Source organism: Pseudomonas sp. 14P5.3.2, assembly GCF_057799175.1.
Genome location: NZ_JBYOKU010000007.1, coordinates 85,792 through 97,830, shown reverse-complemented (window position 1 = coordinate 97,830; position 12,039 = coordinate 85,792). Strand labels below are relative to the sequence as shown.

Here is a 12,039-nt window from a genome sequence, read left to right as displayed (position 1 = left end):
CAGTCTCAGCTCAAAACGTGGTCTGACCCTTATTTCCATAAGCAACTGAAGGAGGAAATCAGCGATGCTCAATGAACTGGAGCAATTCCAGCAAGACTTGCTGGAATCTGTACGTCAAATGAAGGCCGGAAAGGCTGCACGTGTCACCGAGGTACCGCTCTCTGCACCGGCAGAAGCAGTTGCCTCCCCGACGAGCCATCCAGATTAACGACGAATTTTGAGTGCACGGCTGTGACAGGCAATGTGGACGTACCAGAAACAACAAAGCCCCTGCATTTCTGCAGGGGCTTCGTTTTGTATGGTGCCGGCACCAGGAGTCGAACCCGGGACCTACTGATTACAAGTCAGTTGCTCTACCAACTGAGCTATACCGGCGTGTGGGCGACGATTATAGCGATTGGGTTGGTTCTGTAAACCCCTGAATTCAGACTATTTTTACGCAGGCGCTGGATCAGGCTTGGCGTGAGCGGTGACGCCGGGTTTTTAGCCGCAAAACCGAGGTGCTACGCGATCAAGCCAGAATGAGCGTGAGGGCAGAATTTCCGCACCGTTCAAGCACCCATTTCACCCGTTTATGTCGTTTTGATTGGAAGCTTATGCACAACGGATCGACGCAACGGCAGTGTTGCAGGGGATTTTGTGGACACGTTCTCATTTTGTGTGCAAATCCCTGTTTTACAGGTTTTTTATCTATATGAACAAAAAATGACCAATGCTGTTTTAGCGGTCTAACGGCCGTGAGTATTGGATCCACTGGAAAACCATCAACAGAGTTATCCACAGGCTGTAAAGATTTTAAGCGCGTTCGGCCAGTAGCAGGAAATTACGTGGTGTGAGTGGGGTGTCGCAAAAGGTGCCGAGGCGTACGACATACCCCAGTTCACTGAGGAAAATCGCTCGATCAAGGTTCAGCCAAAGCTCCAGCGGTCGTCGGAACAGTCCGCGCAGTAGTTCCAGGTTGCGAACTTCGGCCAACCGCTGCCAACCGGCGGCTTCCAGTGCCTGCCAGTTCGGCGTGCCGATTGTGGATAACTCTCTCAGCGCTGCCAGGTCGCGGCAGTAAGCGGCGAAGGGTTTGTCCAGCCAGACGCTGGGCAGGGACGGGGTTGGCAGGTATTCGTCGACGCCGCGCACTTGCCTTTGCAGCAGGTCGAAGGCCAGGCGCCGGGCCATGGAGGTGTCGCGCTGACGTCGGACGCGTGCGCCGGCGGTGACGGTTTCGCTCATGGGCAGTGCCAGATCTTCGAGCGAGAGTTGTAGGGCGGATCGCATGCCGGCGCAGGACAAGGCCCGGTACTCGTTGCGATTGATCCGGTTGTAGCAGCACGGGGCGATGGCCATCTGCTGACATCCGGCAGCGCTCGCCAGTTGCATCAGGCGCACATGCAGGTCGCCGCAGGCGTGGAGGGCGACCGGAGTGTGTTGAGCGCTCAAAACAGTCGTGGCGTCTGCTGCCAGCACATCCTGCTCGACATGCAGGGCGTGCAAATGATGGTGCTGACTTAATGCCTGACCGCTGGCGACCAGCGCCGGATCGTATTCAACACAGGTCAGCTGTTGCCCGGCGCCCAGCAGGCGTCGGCCCAAATGCCCCTTGCCGGAACACCAGTCCAGCCAATGTGTTGGCGCAGAGGCGAAAGACAAGCGGCTGGCGAACGCTTCAATTTGCTGCCACTTGCGCCCCGGCACATCGACATTCAATCGATGGCTTGCCGCTTCCAGCGCATGTGCCGGCAACTCTCCGACTGCGCTCAGCTCAGCCGACAACGCCGCCAATGAAGCGAACGGCTCCGGCGCATCGATGAGATCGGCAGGGTGGTTATGCACAAGCTCTGCATCTTCCAGCGATCGTCCGCGTAGCCACGAAGCCAATTCGGGGTAGGCGGTTTCCCATGGAAGCGAAAGATGAGTGAACGGACGAGGTTTCCACAGCGCCTGATGCTCAATCAAAAAAGCATCCAGCGCAGTGAAACGGGCGAGTAGGTCCTCGCCCGTCAGCACGTGGGAAGTTTCAACGCCCTTGGCAGGCATCGACGCGCAGCCAGCGCTCCAGCAGCTTGAAGCCGCGCACCAGCACGTAGGACATCAGCAGATAAAACACGCCGGCGGCGAAGAAGATTTCCACCGGCAGGTAGGTGCGGGCAATGATCGTGCGGGCCATGCCGGTCAGTTCCAGCAGGGTCACGGTGCTCGCCAGCGCACTGGCCTTGAGCATCAGGATCACTTCGTTGCTGTAGGCCGGCAGGCCGATGCGCGCCGCACGCGGCAACATGATGTAGAACATCGCCTTGGGCTTGGACATGCCCAGTGCCCGCGCCGCTTCGATTTCGCCCGGTGGAATCGCCTGGATCGCGCCGCGCAGGATCTCGGCGATGTACGCCGCGGTGTGCAGGGTCATGGTCGCGGTGGTACACCAGAACGGATCGCGCAGGTACGGCCACAGTGCGCTGCTACGCACCGCATCGAACTGCGCCAGGCCGTAGTAGACGAGGAACAGTTGCACCAGCAGCGGCGTGCCACGGAAAAAGAAGATGTAGGCGTAGGGCAAAGCGCGCACGTACCACAGCTTCGAGGAGCGGGCGATGCCCAGCGGAATGGCCAGCAGCAGGCCGGCAATCACGGCAATCGCCACCAGTTCCAGGGTCAGGGTTGCGCCCTGCGCCAGTTTCGGCAGCCACTTGATGATCACTTCCCAGTTCATGAAGCGCTCCTCGCAAAGCCGCGAGCGGCGCGTTTTTCCAGGAAGTGCATGCCGCTCATCGCCAGCACCGTCAGGCCCAGATACATCACCGCGGCCACCAGATAGAAGGTGAACGGCTGTTTCGACACGGTCACGCCGATCTGCGCGTGACGCATGATTTCTTCCAGGCCGATCACCGACACCAGCGCGGTGTCTTTCATCAGAATCATAAACAGATTGCCCAGGCCGGGCAGGGCGATGCGCCACATCTGCGGCATGATCAGCTTGGTGAAGATCCGCCATTTCGACAGGCCCAGCGCCACACCGGCTTCACGGTGGCCCTTGGGAATGGCGAGGATCGCGCCGCGGAACACTTCCGTGGCGTAGGCGCCGAAGCACAGGCCCAGCGCAATCACGCCAGCGGCGAATGCGCTGAGTTGCAGGTCGGGGTTGCCGAAGAATTCACCGAGGCTGCGCATCAGGTTGACCGTACCGAAGTAGATCAACAGCACCCAGAGCAATTCCGGGACACCGCGCACCAAAGTCGAATAAGTACCGCCAAGCCATTGCAGCGGCTTGTACGGCGAAGTCTTGGCCAAGGCGCCGAGCAGACCGAGCACCAGTCCCAGGCACAGGGCCGTCAGCGCCAGTTTGACGGTCATCAGCGCACCGGCAGCGAGGGCCGGGCCGAATCCGTAGAGGTCGATAATCATGGATTTCTTTTCAAATCGCGGCAGGCAAGGCCGGGAGCCGGTGCCGTCGGATCACGGCGCCGGTCCCGCAGGTCAGATCAATAGATGCTGAACGGGAAGTACTTGTCGTTGATCTTCTTGTAGGTACCGTCAGCGACGATTTCCTTCAGCGCGGCGTTCAGCTTCTCACGCAGCGGATCGCCTTTACGCACGGCGATGCCGATCTTGTCGCTTTCCACGACCGGGTCGCCCTTGAACTCGTAGTTCTTGCCGGCGTCGGTTTTCAGCCAGTCGTAGTTGGCGTACTTGTCGGCGAGGATCGCGTCGACACGACCGGAGGTCAGGTCCAGGTAGGCGTTTTCCTGGGTGTCGTAGAGTTTTACTTCGATATCGCTACCGTAAGTGTCCTCGAGCCAGGTGCCTGCCAGCGTTGCACGCTGAGTACCGATGATCTTGCCTTTGAGCGCGTCCTTGTCGGTTTTGAAGTCGACGTTTTTCGGCGCGATGAACTGCAGCTTGTTCGAGTAGTACGGGTCAGTGAAGTCCACCGCGCCCTTGCGCTCTTCGGTGATCGACAGCGAGGAGATCAGGAAATCGAACTTCTTCGCGTTCAATGCAGGAATGATGCCGTCCCAGTCGGAGGTGACCACGGTGCACTCGACTTTCATCTTGGCGCACAGGGCGTCGCCGATGTCTTTGTCGAAGCCGACCACGTTGCCGCTGGCGTCTTTGTTGTTGAACGGCGGGTAAGCCGCTTCGATGCCCATCTTCAGGGTCTCGGCCATGGCACCGGCGCTGAACGCGAGGGTGACGGCGGCGGCCAGGAAGACCTTTTTAAAATTCTGCATGCATGTTGCTCCGTTAGCGGTTGCTGGACATGAATTGTTTGCAGCGCGCCGAAAGCGGGTTGTCGAACACCTGCTGAGGCGATCCTTGCTCTTCCACCAACCCCTGGTGGAGGAACACCACTTCGCTGGAGACCTGACGGGCAAAGCCCATCTCGTGGGTCACCAACAGCATGGTGCGGCCTTCTTCGGCCAGTGCGCGGATGACACTAAGTACTTCCTGAACCATTTCCGGGTCAAGGGCGGAGGTGGGTTCGTCGAACAGAATCACCTTCGGCTGCATCGCCAGCGTGCGGGCGATCGCGGCCCGTTGTTGCTGACCACCGGACAATTGCGCCGGGTAGGCGTGGCGCTTGTCGGCGATGCCGACCTTGGCCAGCAGCGCTTCGGCGACTTCGATGGCTTCGGCCTTGCTCTGGCCGAGCACACGGCGCGGGGCTTCGATGATGTTGTCGAGCACGCTCATGTGCGGCCACAGATTAAAGTTTTGAAATACAAAACCAATCTCGGAACGCAGGCGGTTGATCTGTTTGCCGTCGGCAGCAATCAGTTCGCCATTCTTGGCGGGCTTGAGCTTGAGTTCTTCACCGGCCACCAGAATCTGGCCCTGGTGCGGGTTTTCCAACAGGTTGATGCAACGCAGGAACGTGGACTTGCCGGAACCGGAGGAACCGAGGATCGAGATCACATCGCCGTCGCGGGCGGTCAGCGAGATGCCTTTGAGCACCTCAAGCTGTCCGTAGCGTTTGTGCAAGTTGCGGATTTCAAGCGCGGGCGTGGCCTCAGCCATGTGCGTTCCTCATATATGTTGCGCTCCTGCTGTTGGCGGGCCTTCCTGGCGAGGCGGCCAAGCTAGCATAGCGTTTCAATGGCAGCCAACAGCGCTACGAGCGGTAAGCGGATGGCGTGTGGCAGGTTGTCGCATCGGCACAGCAGACTGTCGCCCCATCAACAACCGAACGGGTGTTTAAACGTGCAGCCCCGTGGGTGTTGCGTAAAAAAAGGCGCGATGTTGCCAGCTTTGGCGGGGTGTTGGAAGCGCTATCCGGCCGAACGTTCCTGAATCGCCCTTTTATTGTGCATCCCACACTTTTTCAGTGTGTTTCTGGTGCGCTCGTTCGTTTGAAAAGTGAGTCGCAGGGTAACGTTCTGGCAAATTGCCATTAATTTTAAGGACTTGCGATGACTGTCCGGTCGCGTTAAAAGCCGCGGCCCAGAAGAGTTTGAAACATTTTGGCGCACTTATTGCGTGCAGAATCTGGAACGCCCCGTTGGTTTCTTTTTACGAGAAGGAAAACCAGACGGGACGGACGCAATCGCTTTCCTCGCAAAGGTAGTTCCGATGAGCAGTACCCCAAGCTCCAATGGCCTCGAACAGGGGCTCAAACCGCGTCATGTGACCATGTTGTCGATCGCCGGTGTTATCGGCGCCGGTCTGTTCGTTGGCTCCGGCCACGCTATCGCTGCCGCCGGCCCTGCTGTGCTGCTGGCTTACGCCGCCGCCGGTACCTTGGTGGTGCTGGTGATGCGCATGCTCGGTGAGATGGCTGTCGCTTCGCCCGACACCGGCTCGTTCTCGACTTACGCCGACCGTGCCATCGGGCACTGGGCCGGTTTCACCATCGGCTGGTTGTACTGGTGGTTCTGGGTATTGGTGATTCCGCTGGAGGCCAACGCCGCCGCGACCATCCTCCATGCCTGGTTCCCGAGTGTCGGCATCTGGGCGTTCGCACTGATCATCACCCTGCTGCTGACGGTCACCAACCTGTTCAGTGTGAAGAACTACGGTGAGTTCGAATTCTGGTTCGCCCTGATCAAAGTGCTGGCGATCATCGGCTTCATCATCCTTGGCCTTGCGGCGATCTTCGGCTTCCTGCCGAACAGCCAGGTCAGCGGTGTTTCACACCTGTTCGACTCCGGCGGCTTCCTGCCAAACGGCATGGGCGCGGTGCTGGGTGCAATCCTGACCACCATGTTCTCGTTCATGGGTACCGAAATCGTGACCATTGCGGCTGCGGAATCGAAGAACCCGGGCAAACAGATCTCCAAGGCTACCAACTCGGTGATCTGGCGGATCGGCCTGTTCTACCTCGTGTCGATCTTCATCGTTGTGGCCCTGGTGCCGTGGAACGATCCGACCCTGGCCAACCTCGGTTCCTACCAGACCGTGCTTGAGCGCATGGGCATCCCGAACGCGAAAATGATCGTCGACATCGTAGTGCTGGTCGCGGTAACCAGCTGCCTGAACTCGGCGCTGTACACCTCGTCGCGCATGCTGTTCTCCCTCGGCAAGCGCGGTGACGCACCGGCCATGTCAACTCGGGTCAACAAAAGCGGCACGCCTTACTGGGCAGTGATGTTGTCGACCGGCGCGGCGTTCCTCTGCACCTTCGCCAACTACGTGGCCCCGGCCGCGGTGTTCGAATTCCTGCTGGCCAGTTCCGGCGCCATCGCGCTGCTGGTGTACCTGGTGATCGCGTTCTCGCAACTGCGCATGCGTAAACAACGCATGGCCCGCGGCGAGAAAATCGTCTTCAGCATGTGGCTGTTCCCGAGCCTGACCTACGCGGTGATCATCTTCATCGTCGCGGCCCTGACCATCATGCTGTTCCAGGAAGCCCACCGCGTGGAAATCCTCGCAACCGGCCTGCTGAGCCTCATGGTAGTCGTCGCCGGCCTGCTGGTGGCGCGTCGTCGCAAGCTGGAAAACCGTGGTGCGGTGGTGTTGAACTGATCCGCAACGCGTAATGCAAAACGGCCGCTGTCAGTGATGACGAGCGGCCGTTTTTGTTTGTGCTGCCGGTAGCGAAACGTCGCCACATATCCGTAATCAGCTTTGTTCTCGCAAGAGCATAAAGTCTGAGCTGCCTTTCTCTTCGTCGAACCATTCATCCCAAGTTGTTTCCTTGGGAGTTTTAACGGTTTTGCTTTGGAGGGTCGCAGCTGAGTCTTCTGATTTCGACGATTGTCCGTCCTTGTATGAAGCTGCTTTTCTCACCTGACCTCCTTTTTTTGATCGTGCGTGAAAAGTCAGGTGCAAAAAGTTACTCGGCTTTGGGGGCGCTGTCTTCCAGCGACTTGCCGTAAGTATCCAGCGCCATCCCGAAATCGCTGATGAACTGTGGCTCGGTCAGCCAGGCCTGGGCGGTTTCGATGTCCATGCCGTCGGCCCACATGCGGTAGTCGATCAGCATGTCGGCGGCCAGGTGAGTGGCGGCCATGCCTTCGTTCTCGGCATTTTCCATGTCCAGCAGCTCTGGATGGTCAACGATGATGAACGCCAGTTCGCGCAGCAGGGTCAGCAGCATTTCGTTGCGGCTGACGGCTTCGGCGTCGCGCATTTTGCTGAACATTGCGAGGGTGTATTCCGGGATCGGCTCGTCCAGATGCCCGAGATTGTCGTCCTGGTCCAGCGGCTTACGGCCGACCATGCGGATGTGCTTGGCTTTGGCCTTGGCGCGTTTGGCGCGTTTCTGTTGCTTGTTCAGGGATGCCATGGGAACTCAGTTCTTCTGTTGGGTTTGTGCGGCGATCACGTCGGACGCCGCCACATAGTCGGCCTGGAAGGCCGGGGATTCGATCCACGCCAGGGCGCCGGCTTCGTCGGTTTCCTGGGACCACTGGCGATACTCGATCAGCGCGGCGAGGATGAAATCCATCGCGCCTTCTTCGCCTTCCTGCTCGTAGACCAGTCCTAGCAGCGGGTCTTCGAGGAACGCGGAGCACATGGCTTGCTGGCTGATCTTCTCGGCATCGATCATTTTCTTGAACAGCTCGGTCAGGTCCACCGACTCGAAGTCGATACGGTCATCGTTCGGGTCCAGTTCGACCGGCGTCTCGGCGCGTTTGCTGCGGTTTTGCTTGGCCTTGGTCTTGGCCCGGGCGGCGCGTTTTTGCTGCTTGTTGGCGGAGGCCATGGTGTGTTCCGTCGTGCGTTGAAAGGGCTCAGCTGCGTGGCACTGGCCGCCCGGGTGTGTCGGGGGCCAGCTCGCCGGTTTGCAGCCAGGTCAGAGCGATGGGCCATAGTGTGGCTTGGTATGCGCTGCGAAAAAAGGCGAAATGTCCGACTTGTTGTTCGCCGATGTCCTGCGGCTCGATGCGCAGGTGGGTTTTGTGCGCATGGCTGAAGTAGTCGAGCAGGCGTTCGATGGCTGGGATGGTGCCGTAGGGGTCGTCGCTGATGCTGATCGCCAGGGTGTTTGCGCGGACGTTGGCGAAGGGCAGGCGACCGCTTGCCTTCAGCAGTCGGCGACCACTCGGACGCTGCTCGTAGCGCGCGGCAGGCGTGCTCCAGTCGCGTACGACGCCGGCGGGCGTGTCCTCCAGCCAGCCGAGGCGTTTGCCCGGGAAATAGCCACAGAACCGCGTCAGCAGCGGCATCAGCAGGTGCCATTTACCGAACATGCGCCGGCGCTGTTCGGGGGCATAGTCGCGCCAGTAAGCGAACTGCGCGCCGACCGTCACCAGCCGACGAATGACCTGCCCGGACTCGCCGAGCCCGGCCGCGCAACCGCCGAAGCTATGGCCGACCACATCGATTGGCTGGCCGGAGAATTCCCGTTGCGCGCGTTTGAGCATCGCCTCGAAATCCAGCGCGCCCCAGTCGGTCCATGAAGCCTCAAGGCCTTTCAGGGTTGCCGGGCGTGATTCGCCGATGCCTCGATAGTCGTAGGTGATCACGTCGAAGCCGTTGGCGAACAGGTAATCGGCGAAGCGTGAATAGTGTCGGCAGCGTACCGAGGTGGCGGCGTTGATGATGACTACCGGGCGCTGGATGTCGGGCAGGGCATGGCGCCAGGTGAAGCCGCCAAGGGCAAAGTCATCCTCGGCGGCTTCCGTGAAGGGTTCACCTTGCGCCGCGGTCAAAATTGGCAACCTTGACTGCATATCCTGCATCGCGGGCGTGTCCTGACAGGTCATGGCTTTCCACCTTTGCGGGTAAGTTGCCAACGATAGTCTCGGCGCCGCCCGGCAACAATCCAGCAGGTTTATTCAGTCGATTGAATGAGCAGGCGTTCTTCGATCAAGGCCTGTTCCCGATTGAGTTCTGCGCGTAATTCTTCCTCACTCGGCAGTATCGTCTTGTAACTGCTGGCGAACAGTTGCTCATTGCCCTTGAGCATCGAGTAACGCGCGACCGAATCATTGCTCTCTGCACACAGAATGATCCCGACTGTCGGCTTGTCGCCCTCGCTGCGCTTGAGTTCGTCGTACATGCGTACATACATGTCCATCTGTCCGACATCGCCGGCACTGAGCCTTCCGCTTTTGAGCTCAATGATCACGAAGCATTTGAGCAAATAGTTGTAGAACACCAGATCGATGTACAGATCTACATCATGAGTACTGAGGCGTTGTTGGCGAGCGACGAAGGAAAAGCCCTTGCCCAGCTCAAGAAGAAAGCTCTGCAGGTGTTCGATGAGAGCCTGTTCAAGAGCATCCTCTCTGATCTTGCAGGGCGCAGGCAGCCCGAGAAACTCTAGCAAGACTGGGTCGCGAATGAACTCGCGTGGATTGTCTTTCATCGCCTCAATGTTGGTGGAGGCTTCCTCAATCACATCGGCCTTGTCTCGACTCATGAGGAGTCGTTCGTAGTAGAGCGTATTGATCTGGCGATCAAGGGCGCGGCTGGACCAGTTCAGGTTCGCGGTTTCTTCCACGTACCATTGACGCGCTTTTGCACTTTCGACCCGCAGCAGCCTGCGATAGTGAGTCCAGCTCAATTCGAGACGCAGTGCGTCTCGAATTGGGAACAGCTGATAAAACAGGCGCATCTTGCGAAGATTGGTTTCATCAAACCCCTTCCCGAACTGCGCCGTCAGATCCTTCGCCAACAAGGCCAGCAACTGCTTGCCATACCCCGCCCGCTGCGCCCCTTGCTGTTCAAACTCGACAATATGCCGGCCGATCTGCCAACAGGTCTGGACTTGAATCGTATCAACCGCACGCAGCACTTTTTGCCGCGACTGGCGAATCAGTTCGCCCAACTCCCCCAGCAATGAATCGATTTTCGGGTCTTGCGCATCAGTAGGTTTTACCTGGCTCATCGAGTCTTCCGCATCAGTGGAAACAGACGCAAAAGCATGCCGGGATTCGCCGCTCGGCGATGTCGGGCGAGCCCCGTATAGGCGGCAGGAAGAGGGGATGGGTATTGCAGGACGTTGCCGGCAAAAGGTGTTTCAGTGAGTGATGGTCTGTAGTCCATTTCGTACACAGGCCAAGTTCCAATCAATCTAAAACGCGTGCTTCCCTGGCCGGATCAAATAAAGAGTCACGGTTGGGCTCTAAAAGAGTCCGGGAGTAGGGATTATGAAGCGCATTCTTTCATTCATGCTGCCAGTCGCTGCGGTCGCTGTATTGGCTTTTCCGGCGATGCTGCAGGCGGCCAGCCTTGAGCCCGTCGACAGCGCAGGCGTACAGGCTCAACAACAGCAGCAAAACGGCATCAACTACTTGTCCGGCGGGATTGGCGTTGATGAGGCAAAAGCCATTCAACAATCCACCGGTTACAACCTGCACATGACGTTCGCGGTGGGCGCGCAAGACCAGTACACCGCTGATGTCGATGTGATGATTCAAAAGTCACCAGGGCAAACCGTACTGACCCTCACCCAAACGGGTCCGCTGGTTTACGTGCAACTACCACCCGGTAAGTACACGGTGGTCGCCACCCGCAATGGCGAAACACGGCGCGATGAGACAGACGTTGGCAGCGGCGCTGCCCGCAATCTGGTGTTCCACTGGAATGACGCTGGATAGTGTTGGGTTCAATTGAAAGTCGAGGCGCGGGTACAATCCCGCGCCTTATGTTTCTGTGATGCAAGGAAGTGCTGGTTTGAAAGGGATTTTGCGTATTGGCTCAGCGGTGAGCCTGGTTTTGCTGTTGGCTGGTTGTGGAACGATGAAGGGGCGCCTGAACGGTGATTCTGCAGAACCGTACTACAAAGGCGTCGATGGCAACTTGCACTTGCTTGGCGTGAGAGGGGGAGACGGCATGCCCGCCGCGGTCATCTGCTACATGATGATCGTTTGCCCGGTGATTACCGTGGTATCGCTGCCGGTAGACGCCGCGCTCGACACGGTTTTGTTGCCGGTCGACTACGTCAACACCCTCTGAGGACCAACCGTCATTTACCCCCGCGTACGCTTGCCCTTCTGCTTGTCAGTGGGTTCTTGCGCCATTCGGTGAATCCATAGTCCGATCCAGCCGACGGCTATCAGGAATACGGTGCCGATGCATTGCGACACGATCTCGAACCAGAACATTCGCGGTTGCAGTGCAAGGGTGTAGGTGTGGCGTGGACCGGAGCGGTTCCATGTGGTGATGGAGCCGCTGATCAAGCTGTGGACGATCAGATAAATCGACGCGCCGATGAGGAAGGCGATCAGTACGCCGACCAGCACCGTCACCCAGAATGCAGCCCGACTCTGGCGATAGGGTGGCGGATGGGGCAGGGGTACGCGGGTTCTTTTCTGGTTCATCGAACGGATGACCCTCTTCCATAAGGTGTAGCCAAAGTAGCGCGGATCGTCTTTGTTCGAAACCCGTCGACGTTGAAGGCTCGCTTCGAACCTGGAAGACGCCGAACTGGGCGTGGTTATCCCACCGATCTCGACCCGCGTACCAAGCGCGTGCTGCTCAACGCCAACTATCACCACAGCGATGTACTCGGTCAGGACTTCTACCTGCAAGCGCCTTACCGCAACGAAGACACCAACTTCTATCCGTTCCCTTACTATCACCAGCGACCTGCTCGGCAGCCGCGACACCGACATCGGCACCTTCAGCGCAGAGATTCAGAACTTGCTCGACAAGGAATGC

General features: G+C 58.6%; 13 protein-coding genes, 1 tRNA gene and 1 pseudogene. 4 read left to right on the top strand and 11 right to left on the bottom strand.

Annotated elements, in window-relative coordinates:
• Positions 1 to 64: 64 nt before the first annotated feature.
• Positions 65 to 184 (top strand): annotated as a pseudogene (locus tag AC27VU_RS07920) (helix-turn-helix domain-containing protein); the annotation flags it as partial.
• A 115-nt stretch (positions 185 to 299) separates the two neighbouring features.
• Here the strand turns inward: AC27VU_RS07920 and AC27VU_RS07915 are convergent.
• The 6 genes from AC27VU_RS07915 to AC27VU_RS07890 form a co-directional block, all read right to left on the bottom strand.
• Positions 300 to 375, bottom strand: a tRNA-Thr gene (locus AC27VU_RS07915).
• 420 nt (positions 376 to 795) lie between these two features.
• Complete coding sequence (locus tag AC27VU_RS07910) at positions 796 to 2,031, bottom strand: methyltransferase (protein ID WP_488723823.1); 1,236 nt, start codon at positions 2,029 to 2,031, stop codon at positions 796 to 798.
• The gene (locus tag AC27VU_RS07905) at positions 2,012 to 2,701 is read right to left on the bottom strand and encodes an ABC transporter permease (RefSeq protein WP_003220713.1); all 690 of its coding nucleotides are present in this window, start codon (positions 2,699 to 2,701) and stop codon (positions 2,012 to 2,014) included. Before AC27VU_RS07905 ends, AC27VU_RS07910 begins: the two co-directional genes overlap by 20 nt.
• Entirely contained in the window at positions 2,698 to 3,393 is a 696-nt protein-coding gene (locus AC27VU_RS07900; protein ID WP_003220715.1) for an ABC transporter permease, read from the bottom strand. Before AC27VU_RS07900 ends, AC27VU_RS07905 begins: the two co-directional genes overlap by 4 nt.
• A gap of 77 nt (positions 3,394 to 3,470) precedes the next feature.
• Entirely contained in the window at positions 3,471 to 4,220 is a 750-nt protein-coding gene (locus AC27VU_RS07895) for an ABC transporter substrate-binding protein (protein ID WP_103520119.1), read from the bottom strand.
• A 13-nt stretch (positions 4,221 to 4,233) separates the two neighbouring features.
• Complete coding sequence (locus tag AC27VU_RS07890; RefSeq protein ID WP_201136039.1) at positions 4,234 to 5,007, bottom strand: ABC transporter ATP-binding protein; 774 nt, start codon at positions 5,005 to 5,007, stop codon at positions 4,234 to 4,236.
• Positions 5,008 to 5,559: 552 nt separating this feature from the next.
• On the opposite strand from AC27VU_RS07890, the gene gabP reads away from it, so the two are divergent.
• A complete protein-coding gene (gene gabP / locus AC27VU_RS07885; RefSeq protein ID WP_488723822.1) occupies positions 5,560 to 6,951 on the top strand; it encodes a GABA permease in 1,392 nt (463 codons plus the stop codon).
• A gap of 310 nt (positions 6,952 to 7,261) precedes the next feature.
• Here the strand turns inward: gabP and AC27VU_RS07880 are convergent, their stop codons facing one another.
• The 4 genes from AC27VU_RS07880 to AC27VU_RS07865 all read right to left on the bottom strand — a co-directional run bounded on the left by AC27VU_RS07880 (position 7,262) and on the right by AC27VU_RS07865 (position 10,264).
• Positions 7,262 to 7,714: a hypothetical protein gene (locus AC27VU_RS07880; RefSeq protein ID WP_488723821.1), complete on the bottom strand. Its 453-nt coding sequence runs from the start codon at positions 7,712 to 7,714 to the stop codon at positions 7,262 to 7,264.
• 6 nt (positions 7,715 to 7,720) lie between these two features.
• Complete coding sequence (locus AC27VU_RS07875; protein ID WP_488723820.1) at positions 7,721 to 8,134, bottom strand: hypothetical protein; 414 nt, start codon at positions 8,132 to 8,134, stop codon at positions 7,721 to 7,723.
• A gap of 28 nt (positions 8,135 to 8,162) precedes the next feature.
• Complete coding sequence (locus tag AC27VU_RS07870; RefSeq protein ID WP_488723819.1) at positions 8,163 to 9,137, bottom strand: alpha/beta hydrolase family protein; 975 nt, start codon at positions 9,135 to 9,137, stop codon at positions 8,163 to 8,165.
• 68 nt (positions 9,138 to 9,205) lie between these two features.
• Positions 9,206 to 10,264: a PDDEXK nuclease domain-containing protein gene (locus AC27VU_RS07865; protein WP_003220729.1), complete on the bottom strand. Its 1,059-nt coding sequence runs from the start codon at positions 10,262 to 10,264 to the stop codon at positions 9,206 to 9,208.
• Between the two features lie 262 nt (positions 10,265 to 10,526).
• Between AC27VU_RS07865 and AC27VU_RS07860 the strand changes: the two genes are divergently transcribed.
• The gene (locus AC27VU_RS07860; RefSeq protein WP_003220731.1) at positions 10,527 to 10,976 is read left to right on the top strand and encodes a hypothetical protein; all 450 of its coding nucleotides are present in this window, start codon (positions 10,527 to 10,529) and stop codon (positions 10,974 to 10,976) included.
• Positions 10,977 to 11,052: 76 nt separating this feature from the next.
• Complete coding sequence (locus AC27VU_RS07855) at positions 11,053 to 11,334, top strand: YceK/YidQ family lipoprotein (protein ID WP_488723818.1); 282 nt, start codon at positions 11,053 to 11,055, stop codon at positions 11,332 to 11,334.
• Positions 11,335 to 11,348: 14 nt separating this feature from the next.
• Here AC27VU_RS07855 and AC27VU_RS07850 read toward each other — a convergent pair whose 3' ends face one another.
• Positions 11,349 to 11,699 carry a hypothetical protein gene (locus AC27VU_RS07850; RefSeq protein ID WP_201137058.1) on the bottom strand — a complete coding sequence of 117 codons (351 nt, stop codon included), beginning with the start codon at positions 11,697 to 11,699 and terminating at the stop codon, positions 11,349 to 11,351.
• Positions 11,700 to 12,039 lie beyond the last annotated feature (340 nt).

Excerpts from the sequence above, each read along its gene's own strand:
- AC27VU_RS07910 (WP_488723823.1), bottom strand. The coding sequence starts at position 2,031 with ATGCCTGCCAAGGGCGTTGAAACTTCCCACGTGCTGACGGGCGAGGAC.
- AC27VU_RS07905 (WP_003220713.1), bottom strand. The coding sequence starts at position 2,701 with ATGAACTGGGAAGTGATCATCAAGTGGCTGCCGAAACTGGCGCAGGGC.
- AC27VU_RS07900 (WP_003220715.1), bottom strand. The coding sequence starts at position 3,393 with ATGATTATCGACCTCTACGGATTCGGCCCGGCCCTCGCTGCCGGTGCG.
- AC27VU_RS07895 (WP_103520119.1), bottom strand. The coding sequence starts at position 4,220 with ATGCAGAATTTTAAAAAGGTCTTCCTGGCCGCCGCCGTCACCCTCGCG.
- AC27VU_RS07890 (WP_201136039.1), bottom strand. The coding sequence starts at position 5,007 with ATGGCTGAGGCCACGCCCGCGCTTGAAATCCGCAACTTGCACAAACGC.
- gabP (WP_488723822.1), top strand. The coding sequence starts at position 5,560 with ATGAGCAGTACCCCAAGCTCCAATGGCCTCGAACAGGGGCTCAAACCG.
- AC27VU_RS07880 (WP_488723821.1), bottom strand. The coding sequence starts at position 7,714 with ATGGCATCCCTGAACAAGCAACAGAAACGCGCCAAACGCGCCAAGGCC.
- AC27VU_RS07875 (WP_488723820.1), bottom strand. The coding sequence starts at position 8,134 with ATGGCCTCCGCCAACAAGCAGCAAAAACGCGCCGCCCGGGCCAAGACC.
- AC27VU_RS07870 (WP_488723819.1), bottom strand. The coding sequence starts at position 9,137 with ATGACCTGTCAGGACACGCCCGCGATGCAGGATATGCAGTCAAGGTTG.
- AC27VU_RS07865 (WP_003220729.1), bottom strand. The coding sequence starts at position 10,264 with ATGAGCCAGGTAAAACCTACTGATGCGCAAGACCCGAAAATCGATTCA.
- AC27VU_RS07860 (WP_003220731.1), top strand. The coding sequence starts at position 10,527 with ATGAAGCGCATTCTTTCATTCATGCTGCCAGTCGCTGCGGTCGCTGTA.
- AC27VU_RS07850 (WP_201137058.1), bottom strand. The coding sequence starts at position 11,699 with ATGAACCAGAAAAGAACCCGCGTACCCCTGCCCCATCCGCCACCCTAT.